The sequence below is a fragment of the Mesorhizobium sp. M0276 genome, assembly GCF_040321755.1.
In the GTDB taxonomy this organism is placed as follows: Bacteria; Pseudomonadota; Alphaproteobacteria; order Rhizobiales; family Rhizobiaceae; genus Mesorhizobium.
Map to the genome: position 1 here is coordinate 46,282 of NZ_JAMYSC010000017.1, position 14,444 is coordinate 60,725.

The window sequence follows — 14,444 nt, forward strand, 5'->3', positions numbered from 1 at the left end:
TTAGGCCGGATCTTCAACGCCCTGCTTTGCCAGATAGCGCTGGTCGATGTCCGGCAGCGGCTCGCCGAGCAGGGTCGCCTCGAAGGCGCGCAGGCGTTTGTGGACCGATTGAAGCTCGACGATGGTCGACCAGGAGGTGAGCAGAAACTGCAGCGACCCCGTCACTTTACCGAATGCATTCGAAATCTGGTTCAGCGCGCCGAACGTTATCTTGTGCGCCACCAGCGACGGACCCAGGATCAGCAGCGAGAAAATGTTGTCGGCCTGCAGGTATGTGTAACGGACGACGTTGAAATAAATGTAGTGGAAATAGAGCCTGAAATAATTGTGACGAACATTCGCGAACAGCTCGGCAGTGGTGGCTGGCTGGGCCCTGTCTGCGTGATCCTCGCCGTAGACGAGTTCCTTGCGATAGGCGGCCTCTACACGCTGGTTGCGGAACTGCAGTCCCGGAAGCTTCAGGCCGGCAATCATGACCGAGATCGTTCCGAACAGACACCAGGCAAGGGCTGCGACCACTAATGGCTGCGGGATCGTGCCGACAATCGGCAACTCGCTGATGTGAGCCTGCAACTGGATCATGACCGGCAGGAATGCGATCAGGGTCATGATCGACTGGACGAAGCTGGAGCCGAGATCCTCCATGATCTGCGAGAACCGCATCGTGTCTTCCTGGATACGCTGCGAAGCACCCTCGATATGTCGAAGCCTACCCCAGTTCTCGACAAAATAGTTATTCATCGCCGTGCGCCAGCGGAAGATCCAGTGGCTGACGATGAAGGCATTGACCACCTGCACATTCATGCCGACCAACGCGAGCCACGAAAAATCTGCCAATCCGATATAAAATTCACCGTTCGTCGACTTTCCTGTCCCCGACATCAATCCCTGCACATAGTCGAAGAAAGGCCCGTACCAGGCATTGACGGCGACACTGACCTGCACATTGAAATAGATGAAGAACAGGATGACTGCGGTCATCAGGATCGACCAGCGCTGCCAGGGATGTGGCGAATACCAGCTCCAAAACGCATAGAAGACGGCCACGCAAAACGCGAAATAGAGATAAAACCATAGAAACGGCGGCGACATGAGAATGGCGATGCCGATAATGGGTGGCGCGTCAGCGGCAGCCGGCGGCAGTCCGAAAACCGCGCCCAATTGTTCACCACCGAAAAACCAGAACAGGATCGCCGCAAGGCTCCAGGCGGCGGCCGAAGTGAAGAAGAGCTTCGGCTGCGGGAAAAATGATACGAACACTGTGACGAATTCCTCGATCTAGGCGCAAATCAGCTGACTACGGCGGGCATAAAGTCACACATTAGTTGGAAAGAAAATGCCCGTGCCCGATGCCCGCACCGAGCAACCCCACAATCATGGCGATTTTGGCGCAGCCGACCATGTGAGGCCGCCGGAGACGACCAGCATGATGGCGGCGGCGATCGAGGCGAGGAAGAAATCGCCGGACATTTGCGCCAGAAATCCGGCGGCGACCGGACCGATGATCTGGCCTACGCCGAACACAGCCGTCATCAGGGCAAAGATCCGCCGCGGCGCGCTTGGCGCCTGCTGCCGCGCGGCCTGGAGGCCAAATGCGGTGATGGCTATGAAGGTGCCGCCGAGCAGCACGCCGCCGAGCAGCGGCCCGGTACGTCCGCCGATGGCGACGCTGGCGGTGACGCCGACGACCTCGATGAAGCATGCCAGCGCATAGGCGGGATAGAGGCCGGTCCGACCGGCGACCTTCTGCCAGAGCCAGGTCGAGGGAAAGCCGGCAAGACCGGCGACCATCCAGACCATGGCCTCGAAGACGCGGCTGCCGCCGCCTTGCCGGACGATGGCGACCAGGAATGTCGCCGTCACCACATAGCCGAAGCCGAACAGGCCGTAGGCGATGATGACCTTGATCAACGACCGGTCCATCTGCAATGCCGGCTCGCGGGCGACTTCGCCATTGGTGAGCGGACCCTCGTCGACCATCAGCGCCACGAGTACGAAACCGCAAGCCGAGATTGCCGCCGACCACAGCCAGCCCGCCGCCCAGCCGGCATGTTCGGTGACCAGCACCGCCATCATCGCCGCGGAGATTGCGATGCCGAGGCCAACGCCGCCGAAATGCCACGCCTGCAGGTCGCCGCGACCGGCAGCCGCGATATGGCTGAAAACGATGCTAGACATGAACACCATGACGAAGGCGCTGGCCAGGCCGGCCAGAAAGCGGACAACGAGGAAGGCGGCCATCATATCGGTCAGCCCCATCAGCGCGGCCAGGACCACACTGGCGCCGAGCCCCACCAACATCAGCAGGCGTTCGCGTCCATGCGCCCAGCCGCCCGCCGCCGCCAATGCGCCAATGAGATAGCCGAGATAGTTGGCGGAGGCGATCCATCCGGCATCGGCCGGCGACAGATGCAGTTCCTGCATCATGCCGGGCAGGATCGGCGTGTAGACGAAGCGGCCGATGCCCATGGCAACCGCCATGGCAATCATGCCGGCGAAGGTAAAACGGAGCGCTGTCGAGGTGGCTGATGTCATTGCAGCGCACAATAATTGCCGTGATCGCTGAAACAATCCGCCATCCGTTAGGCCAGTGCGATCCTCGCCTCGACTTTCCTCAAGCCGGACCGCCTGGCTCCCGCTCAGCAGCGCCCACCGAAACCGGTTCGCAATGAAGCGGTTTCATGCACGGTTCGCCGCGCCGTCAGCCTGAACGGCACGTCGCCGAGTTCGCGCTCCGACATGGTGTTCAGCACGGGATGCGAAAGCGGATCGGCCAGCCATCCCTGCGCCTCGCTCTCGCGGCGGGGCCCATATGCCGAACCTGCAGCGAAAAACACCTTCAGCGACGACGACAAGATCCTTAGCATTTTTGGCTCCGCGGGTCTGTCTTCCCTTGCATAAAATCTGCCGTTTCGACGGGTGTTTCAATTGAGATTTCGGCCGGGCCGGTTTAGAAAATCTCAATGACCATGCTCAACCGCGTCCATCTCAACGGCCTCCGCGCCGTCGAAACCGTTGCCCGTCTTGGATCTCTGGCGGCTGCCGCCAGTGAACTCAACGTGTCCGTCAGCGCCGTCAGCCAACAGATAAGCCGTACCGAGAAGCAACTCGGCCAGACGCTGTTCGAGCGAACGGCGAGCGGTCTCGTGCTGACCGAATTCGGCGCCCTCTTCGCGCCCCGCCTTGGTGCTGGATTTCGCGAGCTTGCCCAGGCCGTGGCGCTGGCCGACGAGGCCACGCAATGCACCCTGGTGGTTTCGGTGGCGCCGGCCTTTGCGTCAAAATGGCTGCTGCCGCGACTGTCGCGTCACTTCGCCCGGCATCCCAACGTACTGTTGCGCATCGACGCTTCGGTACGGCTGGCCGATCTCGATCATTCCGACATCGACATCGCCATCCGGCTCGGTGACGGCAAGTGGCCGGGCGGACGCAAGGAACTGCTCCTGGCGCAGGAAGTCTTCCCGGTCTGTGCGCCGGCGATCGCCAAGAAACTGAGGTCGATCGAGGACCTTGCCCAGACCTGCGCGATCACCGACGAGCGGGCGATGATCAGTTGGGACAGCTGGTTCGAGACGGCCGGTGTCCAGCCGGTCACCTTCCTGAAGGGCGCGCGTTTCACCGACCCGATGCTGTGCCTGGAATCGGCGATCGCCGGCCATGGCGTGATGCTGGGCTGGCAGTTGCTTGCCGCCGATGCGCTTGCCGATGGCCGGCTGGTGGCGCCTTTCGGAATCCGCGCCCAGAGCGGCCTCGGTTATTGGCTGGTGACCTCCTCCGCCAAGACCGAAAGCCGCAAGGTCCGGGACTTCAAGGCCTGGATCAAGGAAGAGATCGAGGCGACCATGGCGCAGTTCGGGTCTACGACCACGGGCGCTACCGGCGCGATCGCGGTGGAAACGACCGTGGCACCGGTCTATGTAAAGTCGGATATCAAACTACGACAGGCAGGATCATGACCACACATTCGCGCGGCGTTTCCGCATCGATCGACCCGGTGAAGCTCGACAGGCTGGCGGAGGTCGCCATCAAGGTTGGGCTGCAATTGCAGCCGGGACAGGATCTGGTGGTGACATCGTCGATCGCGGCACTGCCGCTGACCAGGCGGATCGTCGAGCATGCGTACAAAGCCGGCGCCGGACTGGTGACGCCGATCTTCAACGACGACGAGATGACGCTGGCGCGCTATCGCTTCGGCGCCGATGCGAGCTTCGACCGCGCCGCTGGCTGGCTCTACGAAGGCATGGCGAAAGCCTTTGCCGACAATGCGGCCAGGCTTGCCGTGCGCGGCGAGGATCCGTCGCTTTTGTCGGCACAGGACCCGGCGAAAGTGGCGCGCGCCAACAAGGCCAATTCGATGGCCTATCAGCCGGCGCTTGAGAAGATCACCGGCTTCGACATCAACTGGAACATCGTCGCCTATCCGGACCTCGCCTGGGCCAGGCAGGTGTTCCCCGGCGATGCCGACGATGTTGCGGTGGTGAAGCTCGCCGATGCCATCTTCGCCGCTTCGCGGGTCGATGTGGAGGATCCGATCGGCAACTGGAAGGCGCATAACGCAGCGCTGCGCAGCCGGACCGAATGGCTCAACGGCCATAATTTCCATGCGCTGCACTTCACCGGGCCGGGTACCGACCTGACCGTCGGGCTGGCGGACGGCCATGAATGGATGGGCGGCGCTTCGACCGCCAAGAACGGTATCACCTGCAATCCCAACATCCCGACCGAAGAGGTCTTCACCACGCCGCATGCAAGGCGCGTCGAGGGCCATGTTAGGTCGACCAAGCCCCTGTCCTACCAGGGCACGCTGATCGACGATATCTCAGTGCGCTTCGAAGAGGGCAGGATCGTCGAGGCCAAGGCTTCGAAGGGCGAGGACGTGCTGAAGAAGGTGCTCGACACCGATGAGGGCGCGCGCCGTCTCGGCGAGGTGGCGCTGGTGCCGCATTCCTCGCCGATTTCGGCGAGCGGGCTGTTGTTCTTCAACACGCTGTTCGACGAAAACGCCGCCTGTCACATCGCGCTTGGCCAGTGCTATTCGAAGTGCTTCGTCGACGGCGCCTCGCTCAGCCAGGACGAGATCGCCGCACGCGGCGGCAACAAGAGTTTCATCCACATCGACTGGATGATCGGTTCGGACAAGATCGATATCGATGGCGTCCACAAGGACGGCGCCCGCGTGCCCGTCATGCGCAAGGGCGAGTGGGCCTGACCCGTTTGCGGAGGGTCCGATGGCCTTCGATCTGGCGGTCAAGCGGATCTACGAGCCACCCGCGCCCGACGATGGGCAGCGGGTTCTGGTCGACCGAATCTGGCCACGAGGCGTCAGCAAGCAAGACGCCGCGCTGACGTTGTGGCTGAAGGAGATCGCGCCGAGCGATGATTTGCGCAAATGGTTCGGTCATGAGGCGTCGCGCTGGGCTGAGTTTCAGAAGCGGTATCGCGCTGAACTGGATGGGAACGGCGAGGCAGTGGACAAATTGCGCGGCCTGCTTCGCCACGGCAAGGTGACCCTGCTCTACGGCGCGCATGACGAGAAGCATAACAATGCGGTGGCGCTGGCGGCATTTCTCAGAAAGACGGATTGAAGGGCGCCCACAATCTGCAAGGTCGGCGATTGGCCGATCTCCCCCCTTGCGGGGGAGATGCCCGGCAGGGCAGAGGGGGGTGCTGTCCCGCCGACATGGCAACCACTCCCGGCAAGATGCTTCGACAGCTTTGCATCAGAATAATTTCTTCAAGGATGGCGATCCTTCGCACCCCCCTCTGGCCTGCCGGCCATCTCCCCCGCAAGGGGGGAGATTGGCAGCTTCGCAGTTCCGTTGGCTCTACTTTTCGCCTACCGCCTGCTCATAAACATCCGGCTTGAAGCCGACGAGGACGCGCTCGCCGACCTCCAGCAGCGGCCGCTTGATCATGGTCGGCTTTGTCAGCATCAGCGCCTTGGCCTTCTTTTCATCCAGGCCCTGCTTGTCCTTGTCCGCCAGTTCGCGAAACGTCGTGCTCGCCTTGTTGAGCAGCTTTTCCCAGCCGACCTTGCCAACCCAGCCGTCCAAGCGCTTGGCGTCCAGCCCATCTGCCCTGAAATCGTGAAACCGGTAGGCAACGTCATGGCCCTCCAGCCAGACGCGCGCCTTCTTGACGGTGTCGCAGGTGGTGATGCCGTAGATGGTGATCGTCAAAACAGTGGCCGCCCTTCGGATTCGAATCTGATCGCAGACTAAGGACGCTCAGCGCACTTTGCCAGCGGCCGCATCGGTGCCTCGGCGGGCTGTCCCGGACGCGCATGCAGTCGCGAGACGGCAATGAGGTCAACGACCGCCATTGCTGGTTTCTCCAAATCGCGCCGAACGAGCGGCTGGTTTGGAGTATGTTAAGACGATCTGAACCTCTCACATGGCGGCCAACACATCGTCTTGGCCGCCACCCTTATCTCCACCCAGCTCCGAAGCTCCCCAAAGCCGCTCCGGCCTCAATAGTAGAAGCGCTCTTCGGCAATCTTGCCGTTCTTGACCGTGTACAGGCCAACTTCATCCATGGTGACACGCTCGCCGGTAGCCTTGGGCGTTATGTCGAACTTGAAGCGCACCGCGAACTGGTCGCCGTTGATATAGGGCCCCTCGACCGAGCCGCCATGCACTTCATTGTTCTCCTGCCACCACTGGCCCTTCTGCCTGAGAGCCTCCTTGCCACGGGCGATGGCCATCGGCCCCTCCATGGCTTCGAGGCTGACGATATCGTCGGCATTGTATTTTTCGGCGGCCGCTTCGTGTTCGCCCTGCTTGAGCAGTTCGGTGAAATCCTTGGCAATTTCCGCGATGGTCATTTGTGTTCCTCCTGTTCCGACGCATTGCAACTAGGGGACAGGTTGCTGGCTTGCCATCGTCTGGCCGGTCGTAGCTGACACGTCATGTCAGGATGATATCGCGGGACCGGATCCCCGCACATTCGGTTGCGGACACGAGCCATTTCCGCGATCCTAGGTAAATGTGCAACCTCTACAACATCACCACAACGCAAGAGGCGGTCCGCCAATGGACACGCACACTGCGCGACGTCATCGGCAACCTTGAACCTTCGGTCGACATCTATCCAAATCAGGCCGGCCCGGTTGTTCGCAATACGCCAGACGGGACGCGTGAGCTGGCGAAACTGCTTTGGGGTTTGCCAACGCCGCCAGAGCGCATGAAAGCTAGGGCCGACTACGGCACCACGAACGTTCGCAATCCGCAATATTCGCACTGGCAACAGTTTGTCGGCGTCGAGCATCGATGCGTCGTGCCCGTGACCAGCTTTGCAGAACCCAGCCCCACACCGAACGACAAGGACCCAGAAACAGGAATCCAGCGCAATTATTGGTTTGCCCGAGACGAAAGCCGACCTTTGTTTTTCTTCGCCGGTTTTTGGACCAGTTGGCATGGCGTGCGGAAAGTCAAGGATGGTCCTGGTGACTTCGAGTTGTATGCCTTCATGACAACCAGGCCTAATGCGCTCATCGCGCCGATCCATGAGAAGGCCATGCCGGTGATCCTGACGACGTCGGAAGAGACCGAGGCCTGGCTGACAGCGCCATGGTCAGAAGCACGGCATTTGCAGCGGACTGCGCTCGACGACGCGTTGGTGATCGTCGAGAAACCAGCCACACAGATCAAGTTCCCGCAGCACGTGCCAGCCCAGGGATCACTTTTCTAAGTTGCAGAATCGCCGTGTCAGCCCCTTCTCAACCCTCGTCTCGCCAGATCACCCGGCGAACCATGCGGATCTCGACAAGGCGCCTGACACGAATTTTCAATCGTTCAGCAGCACTCGGAAGGATGATGTCGGCGTCAAGCTCGCGTAGTTTGCAGCGTTCGCACCGCATATGCCGTTCCACATCCCAAAAGGGGATGTCACCGACCAGCTTTGCGAGGTCGCCGGGCAGGTAGTGCCGAGTGATGTTGCAGTTCCGGCATCGGACGCGAACGAGTTGCCCGACGTCGTGCGCCAGGCAAAGAGTTTGCACATTTCGGCGCGGTCGGCTGCTAGGTTCCGGCATCGACCAGATTTAGGAATATATTCCATGGCAGTCAAATCATACTTAATTTCATGCGGCCGTGGACTGCTTGTGGCCGCCGAACAGCGCGAACGTTTGCTCCGATTGTTACGTCGATGAGCCTAGCCCGGCAGCAGGGGGCAGTTGGCGCCACGCCGCAGGCTGATATGCGCGACGTCGCCGACGCTGAATTGAAAACCCTCGGCCTGGCGCGGCGCGTCGATAACGACAGGTGCGCCCTGCCCGAGTTCGGCATGCAGGCGCAGCGTGCGACCGTGAAAGACGATGCTGTTGACACGCGCCGGCGCCGTGCCGATCGCGGCCTCGGTGGCCGCCAGCAGATCCTCCGGCCGCACGCCGACGGTGCGCATGGCCCCTTCAGCGGGAGCCTCGCCTGTTTCGGAGGTGGCTTCCAGCGGCAGAGCGCCGGCGGCGAAATGCAGGCGATCGCCGTCGCGACCAATGAAACGCGACTGCAGCAAGTTCATCGTGCCGATGAAGCTGGCGACGAATGTGGTGGCCGGCCGGTCGTAGAGTGTGGCCGGCGGTGCGATCTGCTCGATGCGGCCCTTGTTCATGACGACGATGCGGTCCGAGATCGACAGCGCTTCGGTCTGGTCGTGGGTGACCATGACGAAGGTGGTGCCGAGCCTCGACTGCAACCGCTTCAGTTCGACCTGCATCTGCTCACGCAGATGCGCGTCGAGCGCCGACAGCGGCTCGTCGAGCAACAGCACGCGCGGTTCACAGACAATGGCGCGGGCGAGCGCGACGCGCTGGCGCTGACCGCCCGACAGTTCGGAGACGCGGGCGCCGATCTTGTCGGCGAGGCCGACCATGTCGAGCGCTTCGCCGACGCGTTTTGCCTGTTGGCTGCCTGAAAGTCTGCGCAGCGACAGGCCGAAGCCGACATTTTCTTCAACATTCATGTGCGGAAACAGTGCGTAATCCTGGAACACGGTGTTGACCGGCCGGTCGTAGGGCCGCAGCGCCGTGATGTCGCGGCCGTCGAGCACCACCTTGCCGCTCGACGGGCTTTCGAAGCCGGCGATGACGCGCAGGCTCGTGGTCTTGCCACAGCCGGACGGGCCGAGCAGCGTGATGAACTCGCCGCTGACAATGTCGAGGTCGACGGCGTCGAGCCCGACGATGCCGCCGGGAAAGATCTTCGAAACCGCCTGCAGCCGGACGAGGGGATCAGGCGCCATCGCGAACCTCGGACGGCTTCGTGGTGTTGACCCAGAGGATCTGGCAGCGCTCGGTGCCCGGATTGCGGAAGGCATGCAAAAGCGTGCTCTTGAAGGCAAAACTGTCGCCCGCCTTCAGCACGTATCTTGTCGCATCCACCACCAGTTCGACCTCGCCCGACAGGACGAAGCCGAACTCATGCCCGGCATGGGCATAGGCCTCGGCTGTGCCGCCGCCGGCTTCCACCGTCACCAGCATGCCGGTCAGCGTCGCGCCAGGCGGCGACAGCAGCGCCTTGGCAATGCCTTCCGATTTGACCGGGATTTGCCGCCGGCTGCCGGCCCGTACACAATAGAGATCGTTGGCGGCATCGTTGCCGTCGGCGATCAGCGCCGACGGCTCGATGTCGAGGGCGGCGGCGAGCGGCCAGATCACCTTGACGCGCAGCGAGGACATGCCGCGCTCGATCTGGCTCAGTGCCCCGATCGACACGCCTGCCCTGGCGGCAAGATCGGCCAGCGACAGCTTGCGCTCGAGCCGCAGCGCCCGCACCCGCCGGCCGACCCGCACATCGGCATCGTCCTTCGGCTTCTCAGCCGCTTCGTCCAGCATGTCCATAGGTCGGTCCTTGTTGTGGTCACTTCACTGGCGCGGTGCTTCGCGGTTCTGCCTTCTCCCCTTGTGGGGTGAGAAGCGGTTCGCGCAGCGAACGAAAAGCCAATTGCTTGGCTTTTCGAGCTTCGAACGCCCTGAGCCTGCGAAGGGCCGGGCGTGGCTAGTCGATCCACCCTGCCGGGTCCCCGCTGCTTCGCAGCGTCCCGGCGTTCGCCGGCCTTTCATCGTGCCACTGGCACGATGAATTCGCCTACGCGAACCGGCTGCTCACCCCACAAGGGGAGAAGGGAAGATCTCAACTCAGCCGCCGGCCTTCACCTTCTCGAACATCTTGGCCAGCTCGTCATTCTGTTTTATCGGGCCGGTGAAGATGGTGGTCTTCAGCATCACTTCCGGGTCGGATGGCAGTTGCAGTTTCTCCAGTTCCTCATTCGGCACGGTGGCAAAGGCGGAACTCAGCGAGCTGCCATAACCATAGGACTCGATCAGGTATTTGCCGGAGTCGGCATCCAACCGGCTGTTGATGAAGTCGTAGGCGAGATCGACATTCTTGGCGTCCTTGAGCATGACGAAACCGCAGGCCCAGGTCAGCATGCCCTGCTTCGGCTTCATGAACTCGACCGGCACGCCCTGCTTCTTCAGCGAGGTGGCCGACGCGTTCCAGGTCATGGCCGCGACCAGCTGGCCGCTGGCCAGCGCTTGTTCGACCGAGGTCATGTCGGTGGTGTAGTTGGAGAGCAGCGGCCGCTGCTCGCGCAGCTTCTCGGCGACCTTGTCCATCTCGGCAGGCGTCATGTCGAACGGATTGACGCCGGCCAGAAGTGCGGCAACGATCGGCGTGTCGTGCACCGCGTCGATGGTCGCCATGCGGCCGGCATACTGCTTGTCCCACAGGAGGTTCCAGCTCGCCTCCGGATTCTTCACCAGATCGGTGCGGTAGAGGATCGAGGTGTTGCCCCAGTCCCACGGCACCATCCAGACCTTGCCGTCACCGGCCTGCAGGTCGGGCAGGTTCTTGAACACCGGGAAGATCGAATCCCAGTTCTTGATGCGCTTGGTGTCGATCGGCTGCAGCAGGCCTTCCTTGTTCCAGCGCGCCACCTTGTCATAGCAAGGGTGCGCAATATCGGGGCGGAAGCCGGCCTTGACCTTGGTGAACGCGTCGTCGTCGTCGCCGAAGATCGAGGCCTCGACGCCGTCGGGGTGCGCAGCCAGGAAGCTCTTGTTGAAATCGGGCAGCTCGTAGCCCGACCAGGTGAAATATTGCAACTTGTCGCCAGCGAAAGCGACGGTCGACGACAGCGCCAATGCCAGGGCGGCCAGGCCGGCCCGGATCGTCTTTCCAGATATCAGGTCGCCAGATTTCAGGTCGCCAGATTTCAGGTCGCCAAATTTCAGGTCGAATGCCATTGCAGTTCTCCTCTCTTGGTTTGTTTTGGTTGCAGTGGAACGGCGGGCGCCGCTGCGGCCAAGCCGCGATGGCGCAGGATTTCGGCTGCTGCCGCGATGACGAAGGACACCGCCAGGATCGACGTGCCCAGCGCCATGACCGTCGGCAGCGATTTGGGGAACCTGAGCTGGCTCCAGATGTAGAGCGGCAGCGTCGGCTCGGTGCCGGCCAGGAAGAAGACGACGATGAATTCGTCGAAGGAGATCAGGAAGGCCAGCATGAAGGCCGAGACGATAGCCGGCAGGCTGAGCGGCAGCATGACCCGCCGGAACGTCGTCCAATCTGAAGCGCCGAGATCGAGAGCCGCCTCGCGAATGGTTTTCGGGATGGCGGCGAAGCGGCTGCGCATGATCACCACCGTCGTTGGCAGCGCCACCAGGATGTGGCCGAGAACGATGGCGATGCGCGATGGCCCGAGGCCGATGAGGTTGATGAGGATGAGCAGCGATATGCCGACGATGACGCCGGGGATCAGGATCGGCAGCCGGGCAATGCCGCTAATGGTGACGGCCAGCGGCGAGCGGCCATAGAGATCCATATAGGATACGGTGATGCCGCACAGCGTCGCCCCCGTGGCGGCAATGACGCCGATGACGAGGCTGTTCAGGAGCGCACCGGTCAGCGCCGAATTGCCGAACAAAGTCGCGTACCATTGCAAGGTGAAGCCTTGCAGCGGAAACGCCGCCTGGATCGAGTTGTTGAAGGAAAACAGCGGGATCAGCAGCACCGGCAGATAGAGAAAGACCAGATAGGCGATGACATAGACGCCAAGCCAGCCGCCGTCTGCCTGCGTGCGCCGCCCCTTGCTCATGTGCGGCTGCCAAATCTGCGGTCGGCGAAGCGCGCGACCAGCACCACCCAGAGGATGACCAGCATGACGGCGACGGAGAGTGCCGCGCCAAACGGCCAGTCATTGGCCTTGCCGAATTGCGCCTGGATCAGCGTGCCGATCATGGTGCTGGCCGGACCGCCGACGAGAGCCGGCGTGACATAGTCGCCGACCGTCGGCACGAAGACGACGAGGGCTGCCGCCAGCACACCCGGCATCGAATTGGGCAGCACGACACGGCGGAAAGAGGTGAAGGGCCGCGCGCCGAGATCGGAAGCAGCCTCGATCAGCGATTTCGGGATCGTGTCCAGCGCCACATAAATCGGCAGGATGGCGAACGGCGCATAGGCGTGCGCCAGCGTGACGACGACGGCGGCCGGCGTGTTGAGAAAGGCCAATGTCGGCTCGGACCAGATGCCGCTTTCGATCAGCGCCGAGTTCAGCACGCCATTGTATGCGAGCACGATCTTCCAGGCGAAGACGCGCAGGAGATAGCTGGTCCAGAACGGCAGCGTTACCAGGAACAGCAGCAGGCCGCGTCGCCGGCCGGTGTGGAAGGCGAGATAGTAGGCGACGGGATAGGCGGTGACGACGGTGGCCAGCGTGACAAGCGCGGCAATGATCAGTGAGCGCAGTGTCACCGTCCAGTACAGCGGATCGGACACGACAGTTGCAAAATTCGCCACGGTGAAACCGGCGCCGAGCAGCGACCCGTCATTGCCGCGGAAGGCGAGGAAAAGCACCAGGCCGAGGGCAAACAGGATCAGCAGGAAGGTGACAAGCGCGCCCGGCAGCAGCATTGCGGCCCGGAAGCCCGATGACGACCGGGCCTCTGGCGCTGGTGCTGCAACGATGGTCGACATCGACCTGCCTGCCGAGATTTTGAAATTGGCTTAGAGTTTTTCATATTCATGAAACTGTCAAGCGGAATCCCAACCGAACCCCATCGGAATGAATTGCGGTGGTCAGCGCTCCAGCGCGTCGAGCAGGCGATACCAGGCGATGATCGAGGCGACGCCTACCTGCCGGAAGGCGTGGAATGGGATCGGCCGGATCGGTGAAAGCGGGAACGGCAATTGCCTCGCGTCACCACTTTGGAGATAGCCAGCGATACGCCCGCCAAGCGCTGTCATCAGGCCGACACCGCGCCCCTGGCAGCCGACCACGGCAAGCAGGCCCGGCTCCGGCTCGTGGATGTGCGGCAGGTGGTCCGGCGTCATCGCCACCCGGCCGAACCAGCGCTTCTCGATAGCGATTTTGGACAGCACGGGATAGAGCCGCCGCAGCGCCCGCTCGAGATGTGCCCAGTCACTGGTGCTCGTCGGCAAGGCCATTCGGCCACGCCCGCCAAGCACCAGCCGCCCGTCGGCGCTCTTGCGGTAGTAGACGAGAATGCGCCTGGAGTCCGACACCGCCTGCCCCTCAGGCAGGATCGTGGCTGAAAAGTCGGGTGGCAATCGCGCTGTCGCGATCTGGAACGAATGCAACGGCACGATCGTCTCGGCGAGACCGGGGATCAGACCATCCGTATAGGCATTGGTCGCCAGCACGACCGCTTTTGCCTGCAATTGCACCCCGTTCTCGGTTGAGATCCGCCAAACGCCGGCGCTCTTCTCCAACCGGACCACCTTCTGGTGTTCGGCGATTTTCGCGCCCGCTGCTGCGGCAATTCGTGCCAGTTCCGATGTGTAAGCAAGCGGATCGATGACGCCTGCACGGCGATCGAGCCAGCCGCCGAGATAGCCCTGCGCGCCGGTCATCGCCCTGATCTCCGTCGCGCTCAAAAGCCTGACATCGGCACCGCGCGCCCGCCACTGCCGGTCACGGTTTGCCGCGGCCTTCAGCGCGACCTCGGTGTGCGCCGCCTGGATCCAGCCATTGCGAACGAACGGCACTACCAATTTTTCGCCGCGGATCAACTCGAAGACGGCATCGGCGGTGGAGGCGGCGAAGTCGACGAGAGCCTGGCCGCGCTCCGGGCCAAAATGCGCCAGCAGCCATTCCGGATCATATTTCAGGCCGGGAATGACCTGGCCGCCATTCAGTCCTGATGCACCCTGGCCGATTTCGCCGGCCTCCAGCACCTGCACGGACAGGCCAAGGCGGGCAGCATGCAAGGCAGTCGACAGCCCCATGATCCCACCGCCGACAACGACGACGTCGGCACGTTCGCCGCTGGGAAAAAGTGATTGAAACGTCGAGGCCGCTTGCGACTTGCGCCAGATCAGATCGGAGAATGGTGCCGGCAAGAGGTTCACCTGAATGCGCTACGTCAGGTGAAAATCCTAGTCAGGATTTCACAGTTTTGAAAGAGCATTCCCAACTTTTGCCTC

The 14,444-nt window shown here is 62.3% G+C and carries 15 protein-coding genes; 4 read left to right on the forward strand and 11 right to left on the reverse strand.

Annotated elements, in window-relative coordinates; translation table 11 throughout:
* The 3 genes from sbmA to NKJ01_RS15605 all read right to left on the reverse strand — a co-directional run bounded on the left by sbmA (nt 1) and on the right by NKJ01_RS15605 (nt 2,867).
* Nucleotides 1–1,260, reverse strand: coding sequence for a peptide antibiotic transporter SbmA (gene sbmA / locus NKJ01_RS15595; protein ID WP_352729141.1), 1,260 nt, complete (start codon nt 1,258–1,260; stop codon nt 1–3).
* A gap of 114 nt (nt 1,261–1,374) precedes the next feature.
* Entirely contained in the window at nt 1,375–2,535 is a 1,161-nt protein-coding gene (locus NKJ01_RS15600; RefSeq protein ID WP_352729143.1) for a YbfB/YjiJ family MFS transporter, read from the reverse strand.
* A 104-nt stretch (nt 2,536–2,639) separates the two neighbouring features.
* Nucleotides 2,640–2,867 (reverse strand): hypothetical protein, encoded by a 228-nt coding sequence (locus NKJ01_RS15605; protein WP_352729145.1) that lies wholly within the window; start codon nt 2,865–2,867, stop codon nt 2,640–2,642.
* Nucleotides 2,868–2,963: 96 nt separating this feature from the next.
* Between NKJ01_RS15605 and NKJ01_RS15610 the strand changes: the two genes are divergently transcribed.
* From NKJ01_RS15610 to NKJ01_RS15620, 3 genes are read left to right on the forward strand one after another with little or no spacing between them, the layout of a single operon-like run.
* Nucleotides 2,964–3,956 carry a LysR substrate-binding domain-containing protein gene (locus NKJ01_RS15610; protein WP_352729147.1) on the forward strand — a complete coding sequence of 331 codons (993 nt, stop codon included), beginning with the start codon at nt 2,964–2,966 and terminating at the stop codon, nt 3,954–3,956.
* Nucleotides 3,953–5,209 carry an aminopeptidase gene (locus NKJ01_RS15615; RefSeq protein WP_352729149.1) on the forward strand — a complete coding sequence of 419 codons (1,257 nt, stop codon included), beginning with the start codon at nt 3,953–3,955 and terminating at the stop codon, nt 5,207–5,209. Before NKJ01_RS15610 ends, NKJ01_RS15615 begins: the two co-directional genes overlap by 4 nt.
* A 19-nt stretch (nt 5,210–5,228) precedes the next feature.
* Nucleotides 5,229–5,585: a DUF488 domain-containing protein gene (locus tag NKJ01_RS15620; protein WP_352729151.1), complete on the forward strand. Its 357-nt coding sequence runs from the start codon at nt 5,229–5,231 to the stop codon at nt 5,583–5,585.
* Between the two features lie 240 nt (nt 5,586–5,825).
* Here the strand turns inward: NKJ01_RS15620 and NKJ01_RS15625 are convergent, their stop codons facing one another.
* Nucleotides 5,826–6,179 carry an ArsC family reductase gene (locus NKJ01_RS15625; protein ID WP_352729152.1) on the reverse strand — a complete coding sequence of 118 codons (354 nt, stop codon included), beginning with the start codon at nt 6,177–6,179 and terminating at the stop codon, nt 5,826–5,828.
* Nucleotides 6,180–6,469: 290 nt separating this feature from the next.
* Entirely contained in the window at nt 6,470–6,823 is a 354-nt protein-coding gene (locus NKJ01_RS15630; protein ID WP_352729154.1) for a SnoaL-like domain-containing protein, read from the reverse strand.
* 161 nt (nt 6,824–6,984) lie between these two features.
* Here NKJ01_RS15630 and NKJ01_RS15635 point away from each other — a divergent pair, with 161 nt between their 5' ends.
* On the forward strand, nt 6,985–7,689 hold the full coding sequence (locus NKJ01_RS15635) for an SOS response-associated peptidase (RefSeq protein WP_023759047.1): 705 nt from the start codon (nt 6,985–6,987) through the stop codon (nt 7,687–7,689).
* A gap of 462 nt (nt 7,690–8,151) precedes the next feature.
* On the opposite strand, the gene NKJ01_RS15640 is transcribed toward NKJ01_RS15635, so the two are convergent.
* The 6 genes from NKJ01_RS15640 to NKJ01_RS15665 form a co-directional block, all read right to left on the reverse strand.
* Nucleotides 8,152–9,237 (reverse strand): ABC transporter ATP-binding protein, encoded by a 1,086-nt coding sequence (locus NKJ01_RS15640; protein ID WP_352729157.1) that lies wholly within the window; start codon nt 9,235–9,237, stop codon nt 8,152–8,154.
* Entirely contained in the window at nt 9,227–9,835 is a 609-nt protein-coding gene (locus NKJ01_RS15645) for a cupin domain-containing protein (protein WP_352729159.1), read from the reverse strand. Before NKJ01_RS15645 ends, NKJ01_RS15640 begins: the two co-directional genes overlap by 11 nt.
* Nucleotides 9,836–10,132: 297 nt before the next feature.
* A complete protein-coding gene (locus NKJ01_RS15650) occupies nt 10,133–11,242 on the reverse strand; it encodes an ABC transporter substrate-binding protein (protein WP_352729161.1) in 1,110 nt (369 codons plus the stop codon).
* On the reverse strand, nt 11,227–12,093 hold the full coding sequence (locus tag NKJ01_RS15655; RefSeq protein ID WP_352729163.1) for an ABC transporter permease: 867 nt from the start codon (nt 12,091–12,093) through the stop codon (nt 11,227–11,229). Before NKJ01_RS15655 ends, NKJ01_RS15650 begins: the two co-directional genes overlap by 16 nt.
* Nucleotides 12,090–12,974 carry an ABC transporter permease gene (locus NKJ01_RS15660; RefSeq protein WP_352729165.1) on the reverse strand — a complete coding sequence of 295 codons (885 nt, stop codon included), beginning with the start codon at nt 12,972–12,974 and terminating at the stop codon, nt 12,090–12,092. Before NKJ01_RS15660 ends, NKJ01_RS15655 begins: the two co-directional genes overlap by 4 nt.
* A 102-nt stretch (nt 12,975–13,076) precedes the next feature.
* Entirely contained in the window at nt 13,077–14,360 is a 1,284-nt protein-coding gene (locus NKJ01_RS15665; RefSeq protein ID WP_352729167.1) for an NAD(P)/FAD-dependent oxidoreductase, read from the reverse strand.
* Between the last annotated feature and the right edge of the window lie 84 nt (nt 14,361–14,444).